Here is a 24087-nt window from a genome sequence, read left to right on the forward strand (position 1 = left end):
GCTTTAAATAGAGATAACCGCTTGGTTACTTTTGAATAGTTACTCTCAACTTAAGGAAGAATTATGAAGAAAACATTAATTGCAATTGCATTGATTGGAACTTCAACTAGCGCCTTTGCCGACTCTCCTAACTGGGATAAAATTCAGGCGTCCTACATAGAAACCGATATTGAAACACCTATCGACGATGATATTACAATGGATGGTTATGCCGTAGCCGGCTCGCTTTCACTAACTGACTCAATTTTTGTGCTGGCCAATTTCGACTCCGTTGGTGACGAATCGGATTTCGGTGACGTTGATTTAGACTCACTTAACGCAGGTATCGGCTTTAATCACGGTATCACAGAGTCAACTGACGTTTTCGCTACAGTTACTTATGAAAAGCTTGAACTTGTTGGCTCAGTAGACGACCTTGGTTCAGAGTCTTTCGATGAATCAGGATACGGAGCAGGCGTTGGCATTCGTTCAATGATCACCGACTTTTTTGAGCTATCGGTGAAAGCTGATTATCTGGACATTGATGACGAAAATGGTATTCGTTATGACGCTTCAGCTTTCTTTCATTTAACTAACAACCTTTCTCTAGGTGTTGGTTATAAACTCTACGATTTAGACGAAATCGATCAGGACGTCGATACTGTCGCCGCAACAGTTCGGTACAGTTTCTAACTCTTAGCCTGAATGCTTAAACGCTGGCGTGTCACCTTATATAGAGACACGTCAGCACACCTCTACAACATTTCTAACCTCTCTAATTCATTATTTTTACTGCAAAAAACCGATCTAACTTTAAGAAACGTCCGTAGCTCTCTATACTCTATTAGTAAATTTAGAATAAACGCTTAAATTCAAAGCGTAAAAACACCTATTTTTATACAGGGGAGAGCAAATGAATAAAAAAGAAGAGGAAGTGCTCCGCGGGGACAAAGACCTCGAGCGCGAGCGCAAAGCCGACGACCCAATGATTCCTGACGGTGAAGTCAACCCAATCGATACGGATTACCAAGTAGGACAAGATAACGTTGTTATGAAAGTAGGACCTTTTGGTCTGGATTTCCATAACCGCGTATTCGCTATCTCCGGACTTGCGATCGTCGCCTTTGTGGTTATTACTTTAATGTTCCAGAATCAGGCGGAGCCGGTATTCACAAGTACAAAAAATTGGTTAACGGCTAATTTAGACTGGTTCTTTATTGGTGCAGCTAATATTTTTGTGCTTCTGTGTCTATTCTTAATTGTTTCACCATTAGGGAACGTGCGTTTAGGCGGCACTGAAGCAAGCCCGGACTTTTCTTACCTGGGCTGGTTTTCAATGCTGTTTGCCGCAGGCATGGGTATTGGACTCATGTTTTACGGTGTCTCTGAGCCGATTACTCATTTTAGTGCTGCATTTGGTGGAACTGAGTTTAACGCGGATGGTATTCGTACCGACTCAGCACCTCTTGGGGGTGCTGGCGGTGACCAGGCTGCGGCAATAAAATTAGGCATGGCTGCAACCATTTTTCACTGGGCTCTGCACCCATGGGCTATTTACGCCGTTCTTGCTTTAGGTTTAGCCTTATTTTCTTTCAACAAAGGCTTACCATTAACAATACGCTCTATTTTTTACCCAATTCTGGGCGAGCGCGTATGGGGCTGGCCAGGACATATCATTGATATTATCGCAATACTGGCAACCTTATTCGGTCTTGCAACATCACTTGGACTGGGTGCTTCTCAGGCGGCAGCAGGACTAAACTTTCTATTCGGCTGGGCTGAAGGTGATACCACCGATGTGCTGCTGGTTATGGGGATAACCGCTATCGCATTAATTTCAGTTCTTGCAGGCCTGGAAAAAGGTGTACAGCGACTATCGCAAGTGAATATGTCACTGGCGGCTATTCTGATGCTGTTTGTCATTATTGTCGGCCCGACGGTAGCTATTTTCACCGGTTTCGCGGAAAACCTTTACAATTACATTGTTAACCTCCCAGCCCTGTCAAATCCGGTTGGACGAGAAGACCTGGGTTACTCTCAAGGCTGGACATCGTTTTACTGGGCATGGTGGATTGCATGGTCACCTTTTGTAGGTATGTTTATTGCCCGCGTTTCAAGAGGCCGTACCGTACGTGAATTCTTAATTTCGGTACTATTGATACCTTCTCTGGCCTGCGTATTCTGGATGACAGTATTCGGTACCGCTGCAATAGAGCAATTCGTTGCGGGAGCCGAACAAATAGCCAGTGAAAAGCTTTCACTCAAACTGTTTATTATGCTGGGAGGCTTGCCCTGGACAGAAGTAACCTCGTTTGTGGGTATTATTCTGGTTATGGTATTTTTCATTACCTCGTCTGACTCAGGCTCGCTGGTTATCGATACCATAAGCGCTGGCGGTAAAGTTGAAGCACCGGTACCTCAGCGTATATTCTGGTGTACGTTTGAAGGGTTAGTCGCAATTGCGCTGATACTTGGCGGTGGTCTCGTTGCCCTGCAGGCAATGTCCTTATCTTTAGGCTTACCGTTTACCATTGTTTTATTGGCTTCCTGTTTTGCAGTCGTTCAGGGATTGCGTTCCGAGCCAAGAGTTGGTAAACCTGCTAAGTAGCTATTAGCGAAAGCTCCTTACCCATTTAAAAGCGGCGCTGAAGCGCCGCTTTTGCTATAACAGGTACAATTATGGAAGCCGAACATCTGGAAATTCTGAATTTTTTACGTCGTTTCCCTCCTTTCAATGAGTTACCTGAAGACGAACTTGTTGAGCTTGCCAAAAACACTGCAATCAGCTATTTCAAAGCCGGCTCTCAAGTACTTGAATATAATGAGTCAATTTCTGATTTATACGTCATTAGGAACGGTTCAGTAGAAACCTACAACCGTAACGGCGACCTGTTTAATCGTTTAAGCGAAGGTGGTTTTTTTGGTGAAGCGGGTCTACTGCGTAAAGGCAAGGTTCGTTACCCTGTCAAAGCATTAGAAGATACGCTTATCTACTTTATTCCCGGCAGTTTGTTTAATCGCTTGTTCGATGAATACGACAGCTTTGCCGACGCAGTGGAAGTTGAAGGGCACAGGCGCGTAAATCAAGCCGTAAAAAAGCAGGAAAACCGTAATGAATCGCTTTCTGCGACCGTTGATACAATCATTACGCGCGAGCCGGTTTCTATTGATTTAAACGCCAGTATTCACGATGCTGCCGCAAAAATGACAGATGAAAAAGTATCATCATTACTTATTATCGATGAAACACAGCATCTTCCTGTGGGTATTATAACGGACAAAGACCTACGCAAGCGTGTTCTGGCGGTAAACCGGTCCAGTACCCACCCCGTTTCTTCTATAATGACCGAGAACCTGACATTTGTTCAGCATAATAACCGCGTGTTCGAAGCTTTGTTGATAATGATGCGAACCAACCTTCACCATTTGCCGGTACTGAAAAAAGGTCAGGTTGTAGGCGTCATAGCTTTATCGGATGTGGCACAGCATGAGTCAAAAAGTACTCTGTTTATTGTCAGTGGTATTTTTAAGCAAAACTCTATTGAAGAGCTAACCGAACTTGCAGAAAGTGTCCGCGCCAGTTTTGTCCGCATGGTTAACGAAGATGCAAACTCGCGGATGATAGGTTCGGCAATGGCTACCATTGGTCGTTCGTTCAAACAGCGGCTTTTAGAGCTTGGCGAGGAGAAATTCGGACCGCCGCCGGTGCCCTACTGTTTCCTGGCTTTGGGTTCAATGGCACGTGACGAGCAAAGTATTGTCACGGATCAGGACAACGCTATGGTTTTACACGACGATTTTGATCCCAAACAGCACGATGCCTACTTTAAAGAGTTAGCGGGCTTTGTGGCCGACGGCTTAAATGCCTGCGGCTATACCTATTGTACGGGCGGCATTATGGCCACCACCGATGCCTGGCGACAACCGTTAAAAGTGTGGAAAAACTACTTTACCGACTGGATTGAAAACCCGTCACCGGAAAAGCTGCTGCACTCCTCCATATTTTTTGATTTGGACGGTGTCTGGGGGCAACAAAAATTCGCCGATGAGCTCAATTCACTGATACGAAAAAAAGCCAAAGGCAATAAACGGTTTTTAGGCTCTATGGCACGTAATGCGCTAAACCGTACGCCCCCTCTGGGCTTTTTTAAAGACTTTGTCATGGAAAAAGATGGCAAACACCGTGACAGCATCAATACCAAACGTCGCGGCACCGGCCCTGTTGCAGATTTGATCCGTGTTCATGCTCTGGCCATTGGTTCATCACAGCGCAATTCCTTTACTCGTCTTGAAGACATTATTGATTCACAAATTTTGCCACAAGGTCGCGGACCAGATTTACGTGATGCTCTGGAATTAATTTCTATGGTGAGAATTCGACATCAGGCGTTAGCCATTTCGGCGGGTGAAGTGCCTGACAATAACGTTGCTCCGGAAGACTTATCTCATTTTGAGCGTAAAAACTTAAAAGACGCCTTTCAAATTCTAAGTAACGCACAAAAATATTTGCGTTACCGTTACTCGGGAGGCTAGGCAATGCTTTATCTTGCCCCGGAAAACAAACAAAAACAAAAGCCCAGAAAATCTAAGAACATTGACTGGCCCAAACAATTTGAAACCTTAGAACAGCTGAGCCACTCTCAGGCGCTTAAACGGTATTACAGTCAGGGCATCAGTTCGCCGGATACGCCCATTAATAAAACGCCCATGGTTGCCGTCGACTTTGAAACCACGGGCTTAGATCCTGAACAGCATGGCATAGTCAGTATCGCCGCAATACCTATGACCACAGAGCGGATTTTATTTTCAGAGGCAAAAAGCTGGGTTGTTAAACCACGACGCAGTCTTACGGATGAATCCGTCGTTATACATGGTATTACTCATAGCGAAATTGAACACGCCCCCGATTTAGAAAGTATTATTGATGAGCTACTGGAGCTTGTCGCCGGAAAAGTCTGGGTTGTTCATTACCACGGCATTGAACGCCCTTTCCTGCAACGGGGAATTAAAGAACGCCTGCACGAAAACATCCAGTTTCCGCTTATTGATACAATGGAAATTGAAGCTCGATTCCACCGTAAACCGTTATCCTTCTGGCAAAAACTACTTGGAAAAAAACCGGAATCAATTCGCCTTGCGGACAGTCGTACCCGCTATAACCTACCTTTTTATCCGCCGCATAATGCGTTAACTGACGCACTGGCATGTGCGGAACTTCTGCAGGCTCAGATAGCCTATCACTTTGAGCCAGATACCCCACTTGGTGAGATTTGGCTGCCTTGATCTACTCGTTGGGAGGTACGCCTTAAAGGTGAGCGATTGTCGCGCCGATGACAAATATAATATTCAATTTCGGCTTAGGCGAATCGAGGGCAAATATGAACTGGCTGGGCAATTTATCAATGCGCAACAAACTACTGTTGTTGGTGCTTCCCCCCTTATTTATGATGATGTTTCTTGCGGTAACGAACTTGGTTTCGACATACCAGCGTTACTCAGAAGCACACCATATTGAATTATTAACTGATTTAACCGTTGCCAGTGCTCCCGTGGTTGGGGCCTTACAACGTGAACGTGGTCTTTCAGCACTGACTATGGCCTCTGGCTTCAGTCAGAATAATGTAGACAATTTACAGCGGCAGCGCGATGAGCTGGATCAATTTATTAACCAGTTCTTAACTAAAACACAAAATATTGCAGCTGAAATAACTTTTTCAAAGAAAATTCAGCAGAAAATTGAAGCTGTACAAAACAATAAACTGGATGAGTGGCGCGGTAAAATAGACAGCCGCCAAATGGATCGCCAGCAAATGGTGAACCTTTATACTCAAGCCATAAGCTCATTACTTAGTGTTGTCGACGATGTCATTGCTGAGTCCTCAAATTCGCAAATTACGCGGGAACTCAGCACCTATTCTTTAATGGCAAATACAGCCGAAGCGGCAGGAAAAGAACGAGCGTCTGTCGCTGCTTATTTAGCCTCCGGACAAGCCAATACGAAAGAACTGGCTAAACTGCAAAGTTTGTCCGGACAACAGCATGCGCTATTGGATAACGCCTTCTATGCCGCGAATAAGTCGTTAAAACCGCTGATAGAAGAACTGATAAATTCGTCTCAGCTGGCTAAAGTAAAAGCCACACGCGAGCAGCTTCTGGAAAGCGATGTTTTTTCTCAACTGAGTGGTATGGAATGGTTCCAACTCAGTACTCAGTATATCGCCAGAATCAATAAAGCGAATCAGGCGGTGCTCGAAGTCGTTAGTGAATCCTCTATAGCAACAGCAAGCGAAACGTTAAGCCAGTTGTGGCTGCTAGTTATTCTGATTTCTGCTTTTATCCTGGCGATTGTAGTACTCACGTTCTTTATTCTGAAAGGAATATACAGCCAGGTAAGAGAGCTCCTCGAAGGCATAGACTTTGTAATGAAAAACAAAGATTTACGCCGGAAAGTTTCAAGTAAAACAACGGATGAACTGGGGAATATTGGTTCGGCTTTTAACCAGTTGCTGGAGAAGTTTAACGCTTCTTTGAATAAAATTGATCAAATGAGTGTTCAGCTTGCCACGGCAACCGAAGAAACAAGCTCTACGGCTTCGCAAAACTCGGAGCAAATAACCCGTCAGCAAAAACAAACCGAACAGGTCGCTACTGCCACTGAAGAAATGAGCGCTACCGCATCAGAAATTAGCGAGAATATTCAACGCGTTGCCGATGCTGCCGATAGTTCCATCAACAGCAAAAACAAAGGTGAAGCGGCTGTTCGCGAAAGTATCAACAGTGTCAGAGCCTTAGCTTCTGCGATAGGAAATGTAGGCGAAGTAATTAGTCAATTGCAGGAACGCAGCGTTAACATTAATCGCGTTATTGACGTTATTCAAAATGTCGCCGACCAAACTAATTTACTTGCGCTAAATGCTGCAATCGAAGCAGCTCGCGCAGGTGAACATGGTCGCGGGTTTTCAGTTGTGGCTGACGAGGTGCGAAAATTAGCAAGCCAGACTCATAATTCAACCAATGAAATTTCTGAAATGCTGACCGGTTTTCAGCAGCTATCAGATGCCGCCTATAAAGATGTGAATGAGAGTAAATCTATAGCCACAGCAACAGAGGAGCAAGCCAGAGAGCTAGAACAGGCTTTTGCAGTCATATCTGAGGACATAAATAGTATCTCCGAAATGTCGACTCAAATAGCGACTGCATCAGAAGAGCAAGTTGCTGTAGCAAAAGATATTGCCAACAATATGGAGTCAGTTAATGAAGCGTCGCTTCTTATTCTGACAGGCTCGCAGGAGATTAAGAGCGTAACCGAGGAACAGGCTAAATCGGCCAGAGAATTACAAGATTTAGCGATGGAGTTTAAAACCGCTTAATTGCTACCTCAATGACTATAAGGCCTGACTTTCTTATTGTCGGGCTTTCTGTTCTCAGGCCCCTCAGAAAAGAGTCTGCGGGTAATTTCTTGTTTAATTCAACGCGTGTGAAGTTAAGTAAAAAGTCTGGACTCTGACGCTAATTAATATCACCCTTGCTCTCTTAGTCTCAAAAAAACCACATCAGAAATTGGTTTTATAAAAAGCAAAAAGGTAACAATAATGAAAATCCGGCTTTCCATGTTTACTTTACTTTTAGGAACAGCATTATCTCATACCTCGATCGCTCAGGATCAAGTGATTAAACCAGCTCCCAGGGTTTCAACTCAGGCTCAGGCTGAGTTTTTTGCTGCTATAAACAAGCTTTGTGGTAATTCTTATGCAGGCGAGGTAACAGTCGATACGCCAACTTCAGAAGGGTTCGAAGGTGACTTAGTGATGCACGTTCGTAAGTGTGGTGAACAACGAATCGAAATCCCTTTTCATGTCGGAGACAACCACTCGCGCACCTGGATATTAACCCAAACAGGCTCAGGTATTAGCCTAAAACACGATCACCGTAAACCTGACGGCAACTATGATCCGTTAACTATGTATGGCGGACATACCACTGACAAGGGCTATGCAACTGCACAATCCTTTCCTGTAGATGCCTATTCTAAAGAGTTATTTATTGAACTTGGCGTCCCGCAATCAAATACAAACACCTGGCAAATGTACATTCACGACAATACCTTTACGTATCGTTTGGTTAGAGAAGGTCGCGAGTTTCGGGTGGACTTTGACTTAACGGAGCCGGTTGAAACACCAGCTACTCCATGGGGATACGCGGACTAAGGTTTACCGAGTAAAACTAATTAATATCGCTCCAGTGCGTATTTTTATTACTTTTTTCTTCCTTTTCCATTAGCACCAGAGTGAGATAAATTTTGGTGGGCAGCGACAGAATAACGCCAACAGCATTCATCGCCGCCCCCAAAATGTAACCACGAAAATCAATATCATCGTTGCCAATAGTCACAGCCAGCACAACATGCCCTAACAAAATTAGGGTAATGCCGGTGACCATGGCAATTTTAAGTAACTTGACTTGCGTAGCTTTTTCCACTTAAAGAACGTCCCCCGGAATACGCACCTGCCCTTCCATTAACACTCGGGCACTGCGACTCATAATGGCTTTAATGGCTGTCCATTGACCATTCACCTGTTTACATTCAGCGCCTACTTGCAAGGTACCTGAAGGATGGCCAAAATTCACCATAGTACGGTCTTTACCGCCCGCGGCTAAATTAACGGTTGTACCTGGAATAGCTGCAGCAGTGCCGATAGCAACAGCAGCAGTGCCCATCATGGCGTGATGCAATTTTCCCATCGACATCGCCCTTACCAGCAAGTCAATGCCGTTGGCCTTAATGACCTTGCCACTGGATGCGGTGTAGTCTTTTGGCGTTGCCACAAAAGCCACTTTTGGGGTGTGCTGACGGTTAGCCGCTTCGGCAATATCATCAATCAAGCCCATCTTCACCGCGCCATAGGCACGTATGGTTTCAAAGCGCTCCAGAGCTTCCGGACTGCCGTTAATGACTTCCTGCAACTCAGTACCGTCGTATCCAATTTCCTCCGCATTGAGGAAAATGGTCGGGATGCCCGCATTAATCATCGTAGCTTTTAATGTACCAATGCCAGGAACCTCTAAATCATCGATTAAGTTACCGGTCGGAAACATGGATTCGCCGTCGGCAGACGGGTCCATAAACTCCACCGGAACTTCAGCCGCCGGGAAGGTGACACCGTCCAGAATAAAGTCACCGGTTTCCTGCACTTCGCCATTAACCATAGGCACTTTATTGACAATGGTTTTGCCAATATTGGCTTGCCAGATGCGCACTTCGCACACACCGTTTTCAGGTAAACGCTCAGCATCGACAAGACCGTTAGCAATAGCAAATGGTCCTACTGCCGAAGATAAATTCCCGCAGTTTCCGCTCCAGTCGACAAAAGGCTTATCAATAGACACCTGACCGAACAGGTAGTCTACGTCATGGCCTGGTTGCTCACTTTTAGAGACGATAACCGTTTTGCTGGTACTCGAGGTCGCACCTCCCATACCGTCGGTATGCTTGGCATAAGGATCCGGGCTGCCGATTACACGCATCAGCATGGCATCACGCACAGCACCCGGCTGTTGTGCCGGTTCGGGTAAGTCCTGCAAACGGAAAAATACGCCTTTCGAGGTCCCGCCACGCATATAGGTGGCGGGAATTTTAATTTGTGGTTTCTGCTTCATTATTAGAACTCCTTAGCTTGCTTCTGCTTCTAAAAAGTCCTGAGCAAAACGTTGCAGCACACCGCCGGCTTCATAAATTGACACTTCTTCTTTGGTGTCTAAGCGGCACTGTACCGGCACTTCTTCACTGTCACCATTGGCACGATGAATCACCAGCGTTAGCTTAGACCCGGCCTCAGGTGTACCTTTCACATCAAAGGTTTCAGTGCCGTCAATATTCAGCGTTTTACGTGTAGTGCCCTCTTCAAACTGCAGCGGCAATACGCCCATACCAATTAAGTTGGTACGGTGAATACGCTCAAAACCTTCGGCAACAATGACTTCAACACCCGCTAAGCGCACACCTTTTGCCGCCCAGTCGCGTGACGAGCCCTGACCGTAGTCTGCACCAGCGACAATAATCAGCGGCTGTTTGTTTTCCATATAGTGTTCAATGGCTTCCCACATGCGCACGGTTTTACCTTCCGGCTCAATGCGTGCCAGCGAGCCCTGAATGACTTTACCGTCTTCGCCTTTCACCATTTCATTAAACAGTTTCGGGTTAGCAAAGGTCGCGCGCTGCGCTGTTAAATGGTCGCCACGATGCGTTGCGTAAGAATTAAAGTCCTCTTCCGGAACCCCCATTTTCGCCAGATACTCACCCGCCGCACTGTCAGCCATAATGGCGTTTGACGGTGACAAATGGTCGGTGGTGATGTTATCACCCAGCACGGCTAACGGGCGCATGCCCTTCATGGTACGTTCTGCAGCTAATGCGCCTTCCCAATATGGCGGACGACGAATATAAGTGGTTTGCGGGCGCCAGTCATATAGCGGATTGTTTTTCTCGCCGTAATCCACCGACAGGTCAAACATCGGGTCATACACCTTACGGAATTGCTCAGGCTTAACACTCTGTTTCACAATGGCATCAATTTCTTCGTCGCTTGGCCAAATGTCTTTCAGCGTTACCGGATTACCGTCAGGGTCAATTCCCAATACATCTTTCTCAATGTCAAAACGAATGGTACCCGCTATGGCGTAGGCTACGACCAATGGTGGAGACGCCAAAAACGCCTGCTTAGCATATGGGTGAATGCGGCCATCAAAGTTACGGTTACCGGATAGTACCGCTGTGGAGAACAAGTCGCGGTCAATGATTTCCTGCTGTATCTTCGGATCTAAAGAACCACTCATGCCGTTACAGGTGGTACAGGCAAACGCCACCACGCCAAAGCCTAAATCTTCCAACTCAGGCAACAATTCAGCTTCTTCCAGATACATTTTGACCGTCTTAGATCCCGGTGCCAGCGATGATTTCACCCATGGCTTACGGGTTAACCCCAACTTGTTCGCGTTACGGGCAATGAGGCCAGCCGCAATCATATTGCGTGGGTTACTGGTATTGGTACAACTGGTAATGGCTGCGATAATCACCGCTCCGTCAGGCATTTTGCCTTCTTCCGGGTTCTCAATGTGCTTCGCAACACCACGCTCCGACAGTTCCGATGCCGGTAGCAGAGAGTGCGGATTCGATGGCCCGGCCAGGTTACGCTTCACTTTGGATAAATCGAACTTAAGTACTCGGCCATATTCGGCAGACTTTAAGCTGTCGGCCCACAATCCGGTTTCTTTAGCAAAGTGCTCAACCAGTTCAACCTGATCGTCGTCACGACCGGTCAGTTTCAGGTAATCAATAGTTTGATCATCAATATAGAACATGGCCGCAGTCGCGCCGTATTCCGGTGTCATATTAGAAATGGTTGCACGGTCGCCAACGGTTAGGGCTTCTGCACCTTCGCCGTAAAACTCCAGGTAGGCGCCAACGACACGCTCTTTACGCAAGAACTCGGTCATTTCCAACACTAAATCCGTGCTGGTAATACCCGGTTGCAGTTTACCGCTCAGCTCAACGCCAATAATGTCAGGCAAGCGCATATAAGATGCACGCCCCAGCATAACGCTTTCCGCTTCCAGGCCACCAACACCGACAGAGATAACACCTAAGGCATCAACCATTGGCGTATGGCTGTCAGTACCTACACAGGTATCGACAAAAGCGACATTGTCGCGTACCTGAACTACCGGGGACATTTTCTCCAGGTTGATCTGGTGCATAATGCCGTTGCCGGGAGGAATGACATCAACGTTTTTAAACGCCGTTTTGGTCCAGTTAATAAAGTGAAAACGGTCATCGTTACGACGGTCTTCAATAGCCCGGTTTTTTTCAAAAGCGTCTTTATCAAAACCTGCATGCTCAACGGCCAGTGAATGATCAACAATCAACTGGGTTGGTACCACAGGGTTCACTTTGGCGGGGTCCCCGCCTTTTTCAGCAATGGCGTCACGCAATCCGGCTAAATCCACTAAGGCTGTCTGACCTAAAATATCATGACAGACAACGCGTGCCGGGAACCATGGGAAATCGTGTTCTTTTTTGCGGTAAATCAACTGTTCTAACGATTGCGTCAGAATATCCGCCGGGCAGCGACGGACTAAGTTTTCAGCTAATACACGGGAAGTATAAGGCAGGCGCGCATAGGCACCCGGTTCAATCGCATCTACAGCGGCTTGAGTATCAAAGTACTCGAGCGTAGTACCAGCGAGTTTTTTACGGTATGAAGTCATGAGTTACCACTTATCGTCATGGTTAAACGAAAAAAGGAGCAGTAGATGACTGCTCCTGTACTATTTATCAGTCGAAGAACAGATTAACGCTCTTCTAAAGCCGGAACTTTACGCGGCTCTGGGCCTGTATAATCGGCACTTGGGCGGATAATACGGTTGTTTGCACGCTGCTCTTTCACATGAGCGGTCCAGCCGGTCACACGCGACATAACAAAGATTGGTGTAAACAATTTGGTTGGAATACCCATGTAGTGATAAGCCGATGCATGGAAGAAATCCGCATTCGGGAACAATTTCTTCTCGTCCCACATGACTTTTTCACAACGCACAGACACGTCGTACAAGCGGCTATCACCCACTTCTTCAGATAGCTTCTTAGACCAGGCTTTAATCACGTCGTTACGCGGATCAAAATCACGGTAAATGGCATGACCAAAACCCATGATTTTCTCTTTGCGTTCCAGCATGCCTTTCAGTTTCTGCTCGGCATCGTCAGCGTCTTTCATGCCCTCAATCAGCTCCATTGCCGCTTCGTTTGCACCACCATGAAGTGGCCCGCGTAATGAACCAATGGCACCGGTCACACAAGAGTGAATATCTGACAAGGTTGAAGCACAAACACGAGCCGTAAAGGTTGATGCGTTAAACTCATGCTCAGCATACAGAATTAACGAAGTGTTCATTACTGCTGCGTGCAGCTCTGAAGGTGCTTTGTCGTGTAACAAGCGCAGGAAGTGTGCACCGATAGACTCTTCTTCAGAATCGGTATCAATACGCACGCCGTCGTGAGTATAGCGGTACCAGTACAGTACGATACCCGGGAAAGTCGCCAGCAGACGTTCGATGTGATCGTCAGCTTCATCAAAGCTTTCTTCCGTTTCCAGGTTACCCAGCATAGAACAACCGGTACGCATAACATCCATTGGATGCGCTGATTTTGGAATACGCTCAAGTACGTCTTTAACTTCCTGAGGTAAAGTACGCAGTGACTTCAAGCGCTTTTTGTAGTCTGTTAGCTGTTGCTTATTCGGCAACTCGCCTTTCGCTAAAAGGTAAGCCACTTCTTCAAAACTGACTTTTTCCGCCAGTTCAGAAATGTCATAGCCACGGTAGGTTAAACCTGAACCGCTTTTACCAACAGTACATAGTGCCGTCTCGCCGGCTGACTGTCCGCGCAAACCTGCGCCACTTAGTTTCTTCTCTGCCATAATGTTGTTCCCTTCTTAATTTTTGTATTTGATATCTGCCATCGCTCGTAGCCTGACGTTTACGTCAGGAACGATATCTCACCTGACATAAATGTCAGGCTACTTTTTAAATAATTGATCGAGTTTTTCTTCAAAATCGTGATAGTTCAAAAAGTCATACAACTCTGCGCGAGTCTGCATGTCATCAATGACGGCTTTCTGATCGCCGTTCTCTAAAATACTATTGTAGACGTTAAGTGCGGCTTTGTTCATTGCCCGGAAAGCACTTAAAGGGTAAAGAACAATTTCCACCCCAACGTCAGCTAATTCCTGTTTATTAAACAATGGCGTAGCGCCAAATTCAGTGATATTGGCCAGAACCGGTACATTCAAGGCTTCGGTGAAGGCTTTATATTGATCAAGCGTATGAACAGCTTCTGCAAAAATGGCATCAGCGCCGGCATCCACACAAGCCTGTGCACGTTCAATAGCGGCCTCCAGACCTTGTTGTTGTAGTGCATCAGTACGCGCCATAATAAGGAACTGGTCGTCAATACGTGCATCTACGGCTGCTTTCACTCGGTCAACCATCTCTTCTTGCGTCACAATTTCTTTATTTGGGCGGTGGCCACAGCGCTTTTGAGCCACCTGATCTTCAATGTGCATTCCGGCTGCACCGGCACGTGTCATTTCCTGAACGGTACGGGCAATATTAAAAGCGCCGCCCCAGCCTGTGTCAGCATCAACTAACAGAGGGAGATCGGTTGCTGCAGTAATACGGCGAATGTCTTCACAAACATCATTTAACGAGGTCATGCCTAAGTCAGGTAAACCGAAAGACGCATTCGCTACCCCAGCACCAGACAGGTATAGCGCTTTGTGCCCAACCTTTTCTGCCATCATTGCTGTATAGGCGTTAATGGTGCCAACAATCTGTAAAGGATTTTCGTCGGCAATAGCTTGGCGCAACTTAGCACCCGGGCTTGTCATATGAGTCATGATGTTTCCTTTTCTGTTTGTAACCGTAATTCAATGTTTTTACGAGACGCGCCAATATGGCGGCGCATTAGCAGATCGGCCAATTCACCATCGCGATTAGCAATAGCATTAATAATGGCTTTATGTTCATCGAAGGCGCGCGAAACTCTCGGGCCATTCATACCCATCTGTACTCGATACATACGGACAAGATAGTAGAGTTCGTCGCAAAGCATATTAATTAAATACTGATTTTTACTGCCGAGTATAATGCGATAATGAAAATCTAAATCACCGGCTTCCTGATAGTAACTCTCACCTTCACGAACCCGCTGAGTTTGCAGATGCTTATCTAAAAGCTGCCTTAACTCGTCAATTTCATTGTCGGGCATTTGCTCTGCCGCTAAACGACAGGCCAGACCTTCAAGCTCTTCCCGTATTTGATATAACGAAATTAATCCTTCCAGAGACAGGGTAACCACTCTGGCACCCGCATTCGGAATTCGTTCAATAAGATGGCAACGCTCAAGTCTGGCTAAAGCTTCACGCAATGGCGCTCTGCTGACATTGAAACGCCGGGCAAGCTCCGGTTCGCTAATTTTGCAACCCGCCGCAATATCTCCTTCGACAATAGCGCGCTGTATTTCAAACAAAACGCGATCTGATGAAGTAATGGCGGAACGTTCTAAAGGGCTGACTATTTGCATTAATTGTCGACAGTAATTATTGATTTAGCTATTTTCCACGAAAAAACCGATATTTGCAAGGCGAACTAAATTAAATTGTCGACAATCTAAAATCGATTGTTTTTATCACTAATACCTTTCAATATAGCAACTATCACTTTATCAGGACTACAGAGATCAACATGTTCGAATGGATTACCATGCCAGAAGCCTGGATTGCGCTGGCAACCTTAACCGCGTTAGAAATTGTTCTGGGTATTGATAACATCATTTTTATTTCCATTTTAGTTGGGCGCCTACCTGAGCATCAACGAGACAAAGCCCGCACCATAGGCTTAGGTCTGGCCATGGGCACGCGGTTACTCCTGCTCTTTTCCCTAACCTGGGTAATGACTCTTACCGATCCGCTATTCAGTATCTTTGCAGAGGAAATTTCAGGGCGCGATCTAATCTTGCTGTTAGGTGGTTTATTTCTTCTTGGCAAAAGCACTTTAGAAATTCACCATGCACTGGAAGGTGATTCGCAAACAGAAAAATCCCCTGTCGCCGCTTCTTTTATCGGCATTCTTATACAGATAGCCATTCTGGACGTTGTTTTTTCGCTGGATTCAGTCATTACAGCTGTTGGCCTGGCTGAACAGTTAAGTGTTATGGTCATTGCCGTAATTATTTCGGTAGGTGTCATGTTGGTGGCAGCAAAGTCGGTCAGCGATTTTGTCGACAAACACCCGACCATTAAAATGTTGGCTCTTAGCTTTTTAATTTTAATAGGCATGACCTTAGTTGGCGAAGGATTCGGCTTTCACGTACCTAAAGGCTATGTCTATTTCGCTATGGCGTTCTCTCTTGCAGTTGAAATGCTCAATCTTAAAATACGATCTAACCGCAAAAAGCCGAAACCAGTGGAGTTGCGCAAGGGTATACCGGGAGATAAACATCCTAAAAATTGAGTATTTCATCGTTTTCGGTTTTATTTCACAGCGGTCGCTAGTAAAGTAACGCCACTTTTTTTGACTTATACCAAAGTCGAACAGGACCAAAGTTTCAATAACTAAACGGATAATAACAATGGATCCAACAAAAATAGTCGACAAAGACGCAAGTTTTTTCGGACAACCAGGGGGCTTACAAACCCTGTTTTTTACCGAAATGTGGGAGCGCATGAGTTACTACGGTATGCGCGCATTGCTGGTTCTTTTTATGACCGCAAGCTTACAAGAAGGCGGTATAGCATTCACCGTCGCCTCTGCAACAGCCATCTACGGTTTGTACACCGGTGCCGTATACTTTATGGGTCTACCTGGCGGTTGGATAGCTGACCGATTATTAGGCGGACAGCGCGCCACCTGGTACGGCGGCATCATTATTATGCTTGGCCACATTGTATTGGCCATACCAAGTAAGGCTGGTTTCTTCATTGGTATGATTTTGGTGGTACTTGGCACAGGTTTATTAAAGCCAAACATCACCGCCATGGTTGGCCAGTTATATAGCTCCGACGATGACCGTCGCGACGGTGGTTATACCCTTTATTATATGGGTATTAACATCGGTTCGATCATCGGTTACATCGTTACTGGTTATCTTATGGAAAATGCTGGTTACCACTGGGGCTTCGGCGCAGCGGCTGTTGGTATGGCATTTGGTCTTATTCAGTACAGACTGACTCTACCTAAACTGAAGGGCGTTGGTGAAAAACCACCGAAGCCTTTAGGCCCGAAAGCGGCAAAGCGCAGTTGGGGAATCATCTGGCTTTTACTGGCAAGTTTGGCTGTTTACACTTTTCTGGCGCTAAATGGCGATGTCAGTATTAATCCGGTCGCTGCTGCTGAAAGCGTTTCCATTATCTTCACCGTCATCTTTTTCCTATTTTACCTATCGGTTTTCCTTTTCGGTAAGTTAACCCGGGATGAAATGAAACGGCTGGGCGCCTTATTCTTAGTCTGTATTGCCTCAACCATGTTCTGGGCAGGCTTCGAACAAGCAGGTTCTTCATTCAACTTGTTTGCGCGAGACCTAACTGACCGTATGGTTGGCGACTTTCAAATTCCAACTACCTGGTTTCAGTCACTAAACTCTTTCTTTTTGGTTGCCTTGTCACCCTTCTTCGCAGCACTTTGGATTAATCTTAGCAAGCGCATGATTAATCCATCCTATGGCTTCAAAAGTGCGATTGGTCTTATCATTATGGCAACAGGTTTTATTGTCATGTTCTTTGCGTCGCAAGCAGCGGCAAGTGGCATGAAAGTAGCTCCATACTGGTTAGTTGCGGTTTACTTTATCCATACTGTAGGTGAGCTTTGCTTAAGCCCGGTCGCACTAAGTGCGGTCAGTAAATTGTCGCCAAAACGTATGGCAGGCCAAATGATGGGTATCTTCGTATTGACCTACTCAATCGGTAACGTTGTTGCAGGCCGAATCGCGGGTGGTCTTAACCCAGACGACCCACAGGCCATGCCTGAGCTTTACTGGACCATTTTCTTATTTGGTATCAGCGTTGGTGCGGTTGTGTTCGTGCTGGCTCTGTTTACTCGTAAATGGGAGAAACTGGCTCCGGACGATGGTGAAGACGAGCACCCGGGTGCCGTCATCGACGCTAACGAGCCTGTCGGAAAACCATAATTCACTTCTTTGTGAAAAACTGCTAGAAAGGGACCTTCGGGTCCCTTTTTTAATATCGGTAGCACTTATGCTAAAACAAATCATCCTCCTGACCAGCCTAACTTGCAGCACTATCTTTTCCGCTAACGTGCTTGCAAAAAATATAAGCCCCCTACCTCTTAAACAACGTGCAGCAGTTGTTGATGACCTTCTTCAGCAACGTGTGCAGCAACTGCTTCCGGATCTGATGCGACAAGCTGACATTGATATGTGGGTATTAATAAGTCGCGAGTACAACGAAGATCCAATTCTTAAAACCTTTCTGCCCAGCGACTGGTTATCTGCAAGACGAAGAACCATCTTAGTTATCCATAACCCGGGCAATGGTGAGAATCTGGAAACCTTAGCAATAGCTCGTTATAACGTTGGTGAGGTGTTTAAAAGCGCCTGGAACCCAGAGCAACAACCTAATCAATGGCAACGCCTGACGGAAGTCATTACCGAGCGTAACCCCGGTTCTATTGCAATTAATCAATCGAAAGACTTCGCTCAGGCCGACGGGATTACAGCAACGGATAAAGAGCTTTTCATGGCCGCTTTACCCGACAATTTAAAAAATAAAATTGTCAGTGCTGAACCGCTCGCCGTCTCCTGGCTTGAAAAACGGATAGAAGCAGAACTGCCCTATTATCGTAATGCCGTTAAGCTTGCGCACCAGATTATCGCCGAGGGGTTTTCAAACAAAGTAATCTCGGTTGGTGAGACCACCACAGAAGACCTTCAATGGTGGTTCCGTGAGCGTGCTGCACAAGAGAACCTGCCCGTTTGGTTCCATCCTTCCGTGAGTGTGCAGCGTATCGATGACCCTCAACCCGGGCATCCGCGTTCAACCGGAATCGTCATACAACCGGGCGACTTATTGCACGTGGACTTTGGCATTACCTACCTGCGCTTAAATACCGATACTCAGCAACATGCCTATGTTTTAAAAGAAGGTGAGTCAGACGCTCCTGAAGCCCTAAAACAAGCACTAATCAATGCTAATCAGCTACAGGATATTTTGACCAAACAGTTTGAAAAGACACGTTCAGGCAATGACATTTTGCTCGCCGCATTAGAAGAAGCGAGAAGCGAAGGTCTGGAGCCCATGATTTATACTCACCCTATTGGTTATTACGGCCATGGATCAGGGCCAACCATTGGTATGTGGGACAAACAGCACGCAATACCAGGTGGAGGAGAATACCCGTTATTTTCTAATACGGCTTATTCTATAGAACTAAATAACAAAACCACATTCAAGGATAAAGCCGTCACCATCATGCTGGAAGAGGATGCATTTTTTGATGGTGACGGAGTTAGCTACTTAAACGGCAGACAACAGTCCTTTCATCTTATCGATTAGGCTTTTCTGAAACATAAATAGTAATGTGCCCGGCGGCTACAACCGTGCCGTCGCTACGCTTGGCTTCTACGGATATAGGCTGATCGCCCGGTTGCCAGGTTGACTCTGAGCTGACTGCTTCTATGGTCACATCGCTGTCAGTTTTCGCCAGATACTGCACATTCATGCCTTTCGGTAACCAACGCAGATGTTTAGGAATCGACGCCTCGGCTAATGCCCCCATCGCCATTTCCATGCCGTTGCACACAGCAATAGCGTGCACAGTGCCAATGTGGTTCTGTACAGCCTTTCGCTTCTTAAACGTCAGCTGGCAGAAGTTCGGTTTTAATTCGGTAATAAGCGGCTTAATTGTTTTAAAGTAAGGAGCTTTTCGGGCAAACATTGCAGAGAAAATCTTACGCCCAAAAGGCAGTTTTAAGCAGCGTTCGTATAAATTAATTAGGTAGTTGCCAGTTGCCAAAATCGTTACTCCAGACCTTTGTTAATAAAAACCTTGTTTCAGAATGTACTAATGTACAGACAAAAAATACAGATATAAAAAAAGCAGGCCGCAGCCTGCTTCTTATAGTTAGAGCTTAGCTTACACTATGTAAATTATAAGCTGCTAAGTGTTTCATTTAGTACTGAACATGGACGCATTGCTGCAGATACTTTATCTGTGTTTGGCTGATAGTAACCACCAATGTCCACTTTAACGCCCTGAATTTCGTTCAGCTCATTGATAATCGCCTGCTCGTTACCAGACAGTTTTTCAAACAACTTACTGAAACGTTCTTTCAGCTCGGCATCTTCGTTCTGGTTAGCCAGTGCTTCTGCCCAGTACATAGCCAGGTAGAAGTGTGAACCACGGTTATCAATTTCGCCAACTTTACGCGATGGTGATTTGTTTTCTTCCAGGAACTTAGCTGTTGCCAGATCTAAGCTGTCGGCCAACACTAAAGCACGTTTGTTATCAAAAGTACGGCTTAAGTGCTCTAGAGAAGCTGCTAACGCCAAAAATTCACCTAAAGAGTCCCAGCGTAAGTGGTTCTCTTCAACAAACTGCTGTACGTGTTTAGGCGCTGAACCGCCGGCACCGGTTTCAAACAAACCACCGCCGTTCATTAACGGAACAATTGACAGCATTTTCGCTGAGGTGCCCAGTTCCAGAATTGGGAACAAGTCAGTCAGGTAGTCACGCAATACGTTACCGGTAACAGAAATGGTGTCTTTGCCTTCTTTCACACGCTGTAACGTGTGGCGAGTCGCTTCAACCGGTGCCATAATCTGAATGTCCAGACCGTCAGTGTCGTGCTCTTTTAAGTACTCTTCCACTTTCTTAATCAATTGAGCATCGTGAGCACGGTTGCTGTCTAACCAGAATACCGCCGGCATACCGCTTAAGCGTGAACGGTTAACCGCCAGCTTAACCCAGTCGCGGATAGGTGCGTCTTTCACCTGACACATGCGCCAGATATCACCTTCTTCTACTTTGTGTTCGAAAACGACATCACCGGCTTTATTGAAAACTTTCACGACTCCGTCGGCTGGAATTTCAAAGGTCTTATCGTGCGAACCATACTCTTCTGCTTTTTGCGCCATTAAGCCAACGTTAGGCACTGTGCCCATAGTTGCCGGATCAAAGGCACCGTTTTCACGACAGAAGTCGATGGTTTCCTGATAAACGCCAGCGTAGCTACGATCCGGGATCATTGCTTTTGCGTCTTGCTGGCTATCCTTGGTATCCCACATTTTACCAGAGTCACGGATCATCGCCGGCATAGATGCGTCGATAATAATGTCGCTTGGAACGTGCAGGTTAGTGATGCCTTTATGCGAGTTGACCATAGCCAGTTCAGGCTGCTTAGCGTAAACCGCGTTCATGTCTGCTTCAATAGCATCGCGCTGCTCTGCTGTCAGTTTGTCCAGCTTGCCATAAAGGTCACCAATACCGTTGCTTGGGTCAAACTCAATCTCTTTCATTAAATCGGCGTGTTTTTCTAAAACATCTTTATAAAAAACACGTACCGCATGACCAAACATGATTGGATCAGAAACTTTCATCATGGTGGCTTTCAAATGCAATGACAGCAATACGCCCTGCTCTTTTGCCGCTACCGTTTCTTTTTCAAAGAAGGCCTGTAGTTGCTTTTTGCTCATAGTCGCCGCGTCAACTACTTCACCAGCCAATACTGGTACAGATTCTTTCAGTACTTTTTGCTCACCATTACTTTCAAAAACAATCTTGAAGGTATCTTCGCTGGCAGACGTCACAGACTTTTCGCTACCGTAGAAATCACCTTCATTCATGTGAGCAACGTGCGATTTGGAGTCCTTAGACCACTCACCCATACGGTGCGGGTGCTTCTTCGCGTAATTTTTTACAGCGCTTGGTGCGCGACGATCAGAGTTACCTTCACGTAGTACCGGGTTAACCGCACTGCCTTTCACTTTATCGTAACGTGAGCGAACGTCTGTCTCTTCATCGGTTTGCGGGTCAAACGGATAATCCGGCAGTTTGTAGCCCTGTTTTTGCAGTTCTTTAATGCAGGCTGTCATTTGCGGAATAGACGCGCTGATGTTTGGCAGCTTAATAATATTGGCTTCTGCGGTTTTCGCCATTTCGCCCAGTTCAGCTAAAGCATCTGACTGACGTTGTTCTTCGGTCAGGTACTCCGGAAACTGCGAAATAATACGACCAGCCAAAGAAATATCACGAGTCTCAACTGAAACACCTGCAGCTTTAGTAAATGCTTCAATAAAAGGCAGAAACGAATAGGTAGCAAGGCGCGGGGCCTCGTCCGTTTCAGTATAAATAATCTTTGCTTTATCAGTCGACATAGTCATTCCTATTTATTGGACCAAAGTAAAAATTGCTTCATTTACTTACATAGTTTTGTGGCGCAGATTATAGAGGATCTGCCCTTTAATTACCATTCGCCAATGTTTTCCATGGATGTCCACGGCTCTTCCGGCGGCAAGCTATCACCCTTCTGTAATAGCTCAATGGAGATATTGTCCGGTGAACGCACAAATGCCATATGACCGTCTCGCGGCGGCCGGTTGATAATGACACCGTTATCCATCAGCTTTTGGCAAAGCTCGTAAATATTCTCAACCCGAAAGGCTAAATGGCCAAAGTTACGACCACCGCGGTAAGTTTGCGGATCCCAGTTATAGGTAAGTTCCAGCATGGGAGCCTGATATTTCTTCGCTCTTTCAATATCGTCTGGTGCTGCTAAAAAAACCAGGGTGAAACGCCCTTTTTCCACGTCCTTGCGGCTGACTTCCTGCAAGCCGAGTAAATCACAATAGAAATTTAAAGATTGTTCCAAATCATGTACACGTACCATCGTATGTAAATATTGCACCGCTAATCTCCTATTTTTTAATTAGAGCTTTTGCACCACGCTCATCTATCCCTTCACAGTACGGCTAAGACACCTGCAATGGTTCATAACTATCAAATAGGTGAAGAGCTTAGATAAACTGGTTGGTCAGCTTCTTTCGTTCACGCCAGTCCGGGAGAAATTCATCCATCAAGGCGTAGAAGCGCGCGTTGTGATAACGCTCAAAGAGGTGTGTAAGTTCGTGAACTAGCACGTATTCCAGGCACTCGACTGGCTTTTTAACCAGTTCTAAATTTAACCATATCTTTTTGCTGCGTATGTTGCAGCTACCCCAACGAGTTTTCATTGCTCTTATACCAAAGCTGTTGCTGTATGCTCCCATTCGCGGTTGCCAGATATCCAGTAAAGCTTCAACTTCCCGGGTAATTTGTTCACGATACCAGCGATCCATAATCTTTTTACGTTGATCCGCATTGTAATGTGGCAGAGAAACCAGTTGTAACTGCTCACCCTCACATTTCACTGAGGCTCCGCGTTTTTTAACTGCAACATCCAGTGTGTGACTTTTACCCCAAAGCTTGTGTTCCTCTCCTGATACAAACTGAAGTTCTGGTGGACTTGGCTGCATAGCAACTCTTTCACGTTGCTTTATCAGCCAATCGTGACGTTCAAACAGCCAGCGTTCAATTTCATTTAGCGAGCACTGCTTAGGAGCTGAGACTTCAACATCGCCTGAGGGCGCACGCACCCTTAAATACATATTTTTTATGCGCTTACTTTTAACCGTAACAGGAATATCGTTAATAAGAAGTTTTGCGCTGTATAGGCTTTTACTTTCTTTCGACATCTTGCTGAGCCACTATCAGTTGTTTTAATTCGCCAATTTCCTGTTGCAGATCGCTTATAGTAGGTTCTTTGTCCACGAAGCCCTCACCCAAGCCGTCCTCAGTAAGTTCAATTTTCCGGCTCTCTTTATCCATGACGTTAATCACAATACCAATAACCATATTCAAGAACGCAAAAGCCGTCAGGAAAATAAATGTCATATAGTAAATCCAGCTCCAGCCATACACTTCCATGGTTTCGTACTGAATGTCAGTCCAGTCCTCAAAAGTCATCACCCTGAACAGCGTGAGCATTGAAGTGGCAATGTTGTCCCATAGAAACGGATTAATATCGGCGAATAAGTAACTGCCAACAGCCGCATAGATATAAAAGATAATAAACATCAGCAGGACGACATATCCCATCTGCGGAAGCGCTTTGAGCAAGGAGTTTATTAAGGTTCGCAGCTCCGGAATAATTGATATCATCCTCAGTACCCGAAATATCCGAACCAACCGCGCCAGCAGAGCCAGTTCAGAATCATTTATAGGTATGAGACTCATGATTACAACCAGAGTATCAAACACATTCCAACCGTCTTTGAAAAAAGCTTTCTTATTGTCTTCAGCGATGAAGCGAATGCTAATCTCAATTAAGAAGAACAGCGTGATAAAGAGATCTAAACCGTACGTCAGGCTATTAGCAAAAGCAGGTAACTCATAGGTTTTCGCGCCAATCTCTAATGCCGAAATAATGATAACGGCAACCACCAACGCTTCAAAAGCTTTGTTACTTTTAAGCTGAAATAACTGCTTTTTGAGGTTTTCGTACAT

Annotated in this window: 20 protein-coding genes; 9 read left to right on the forward strand and 11 right to left on the reverse strand. The window is 45.8% G+C overall.

Annotated features, from left to right (window positions below):
• The first annotated feature begins 63 nt into the window (after positions 1-63).
• The 6 genes from B2U97_RS01020 to B2U97_RS01045 all read left to right on the forward strand — a co-directional run bounded on the left by B2U97_RS01020 (position 64) and on the right by B2U97_RS01045 (position 8186).
• The gene (locus B2U97_RS01020; RefSeq protein ID WP_110013219.1) at positions 64-672 is read left to right on the forward strand and encodes an outer membrane protein; all 609 of its coding nucleotides are present in this window, start codon (positions 64-66) and stop codon (positions 670-672) included.
• Between the two features lie 292 nt (positions 673-964).
• Positions 965-2587: a BCCT family transporter gene (locus tag B2U97_RS01025; RefSeq protein WP_181396966.1), complete on the forward strand. Its 1623-nt coding sequence runs from the start codon at positions 965-967 to the stop codon at positions 2585-2587.
• Between the two features lie 71 nt (positions 2588-2658).
• Entirely contained in the window at positions 2659-4512 is a 1854-nt protein-coding gene (locus B2U97_RS01030; RefSeq protein WP_110013221.1) for a DUF294 nucleotidyltransferase-like domain-containing protein, read from the forward strand.
• Between the two features lie 3 nt (positions 4513-4515).
• Positions 4516-5262, forward strand: coding sequence for a 3'-5' exonuclease (locus B2U97_RS01035; RefSeq protein ID WP_011234666.1), 747 nt, complete (start codon positions 4516-4518; stop codon positions 5260-5262).
• A 119-nt stretch (positions 5263-5381) separates the two neighbouring features.
• On the forward strand, positions 5382-7349 hold the full coding sequence (locus tag B2U97_RS01040) for a methyl-accepting chemotaxis protein (RefSeq protein ID WP_286823427.1): 1968 nt from the start codon (positions 5382-5384) through the stop codon (positions 7347-7349).
• Between the two features lie 222 nt (positions 7350-7571).
• Positions 7572-8186 (forward strand): hypothetical protein, encoded by a 615-nt coding sequence (locus B2U97_RS01045; RefSeq protein ID WP_272988305.1) that lies wholly within the window; start codon positions 7572-7574, stop codon positions 8184-8186.
• Between the two features lie 16 nt (positions 8187-8202).
• Here the strand turns inward: B2U97_RS01045 and B2U97_RS01050 are convergent, their stop codons facing one another.
• From B2U97_RS01050 to B2U97_RS01075, 6 genes are all read right to left on the reverse strand, one after another.
• A complete protein-coding gene (locus tag B2U97_RS01050) occupies positions 8203-8457 on the reverse strand; it encodes a hypothetical protein (RefSeq protein WP_110013224.1) in 255 nt (84 codons plus the stop codon).
• A complete protein-coding gene (prpF, locus tag B2U97_RS01055) occupies positions 8458-9636 on the reverse strand; it encodes a 2-methylaconitate cis-trans isomerase PrpF (protein WP_286823428.1) in 1179 nt (392 codons plus the stop codon).
• A 12-nt stretch (positions 9637-9648) separates the two neighbouring features.
• Positions 9649-12243, reverse strand: a complete 2595-nt coding sequence (acnD, locus tag B2U97_RS01060) for a Fe/S-dependent 2-methylisocitrate dehydratase AcnD (protein WP_011234671.1) — start codon at positions 12241-12243, stop codon at positions 9649-9651.
• 83 nt (positions 12244-12326) lie between these two features.
• Positions 12327-13451: a bifunctional 2-methylcitrate synthase/citrate synthase gene (gene prpC / locus B2U97_RS01065; RefSeq protein WP_011234672.1), complete on the reverse strand. Its 1125-nt coding sequence runs from the start codon at positions 13449-13451 to the stop codon at positions 12327-12329.
• Between the two features lie 99 nt (positions 13452-13550).
• Positions 13551-14429, reverse strand: coding sequence for a methylisocitrate lyase (gene prpB / locus B2U97_RS01070; RefSeq protein ID WP_011234673.1), 879 nt, complete (start codon positions 14427-14429; stop codon positions 13551-13553).
• A complete protein-coding gene (locus B2U97_RS01075; RefSeq protein WP_011234674.1) occupies positions 14426-15115 on the reverse strand; it encodes a GntR family transcriptional regulator in 690 nt (229 codons plus the stop codon). The genes prpB and B2U97_RS01075 overlap by 4 nt, the downstream gene beginning before the upstream one ends.
• A 161-nt stretch (positions 15116-15276) precedes the next feature.
• Between B2U97_RS01075 and B2U97_RS01080 the strand changes: the two genes are divergently transcribed.
• The 3 genes from B2U97_RS01080 to B2U97_RS01090 all read left to right on the forward strand — a co-directional run bounded on the left by B2U97_RS01080 (position 15277) and on the right by B2U97_RS01090 (position 19100).
• Positions 15277-16044 carry a TerC family protein gene (locus B2U97_RS01080; protein ID WP_011234675.1) on the forward strand — a complete coding sequence of 256 codons (768 nt, stop codon included), beginning with the start codon at positions 15277-15279 and terminating at the stop codon, positions 16042-16044.
• Between the two features lie 118 nt (positions 16045-16162).
• The gene (locus B2U97_RS01085) at positions 16163-17716 is read left to right on the forward strand and encodes a peptide MFS transporter (protein ID WP_110013228.1); all 1554 of its coding nucleotides are present in this window, start codon (positions 16163-16165) and stop codon (positions 17714-17716) included.
• Positions 17717-17783: 67 nt separating this feature from the next.
• Entirely contained in the window at positions 17784-19100 is a 1317-nt protein-coding gene (locus B2U97_RS01090) for a M24 family metallopeptidase (protein ID WP_272988422.1), read from the forward strand.
• On the opposite strand, the gene B2U97_RS01095 is transcribed toward B2U97_RS01090, so the two are convergent.
• From B2U97_RS01095 to B2U97_RS01115, 5 genes are all read right to left on the reverse strand, one after another.
• On the reverse strand, positions 19090-19560 hold the full coding sequence (locus tag B2U97_RS01095; RefSeq protein ID WP_110013230.1) for a hotdog fold domain-containing protein: 471 nt from the start codon (positions 19558-19560) through the stop codon (positions 19090-19092). The genes B2U97_RS01090 and B2U97_RS01095 overlap by 11 nt on opposite strands.
• Before the next feature lie 134 nt (positions 19561-19694).
• Entirely contained in the window at positions 19695-21920 is a 2226-nt protein-coding gene (locus B2U97_RS01100) for an NADP-dependent isocitrate dehydrogenase (protein ID WP_286823431.1), read from the reverse strand.
• Positions 21921-22009: 89 nt separating this feature from the next.
• Positions 22010-22450, reverse strand: coding sequence for a VOC family protein (locus B2U97_RS01105; protein ID WP_286823432.1), 441 nt, complete (start codon positions 22448-22450; stop codon positions 22010-22012).
• A 109-nt stretch (positions 22451-22559) separates the two neighbouring features.
• Positions 22560-23276, reverse strand: a complete 717-nt coding sequence (locus B2U97_RS01110; protein ID WP_286823433.1) for a M48 family metallopeptidase — start codon at positions 23274-23276, stop codon at positions 22560-22562.
• The gene (locus B2U97_RS01115; RefSeq protein WP_286823434.1) at positions 23260-24087 is read right to left on the reverse strand and encodes an ion transporter; all 828 of its coding nucleotides are present in this window, start codon (positions 24085-24087) and stop codon (positions 23260-23262) included. The genes B2U97_RS01110 and B2U97_RS01115 overlap by 17 nt, the downstream gene beginning before the upstream one ends.

It is taken from the genome of Idiomarina sp. UBA3176 (assembly GCF_002364295.1).
GTDB lineage: Bacteria > Pseudomonadota > Gammaproteobacteria > Enterobacterales > Alteromonadaceae > Idiomarina > Idiomarina loihiensis.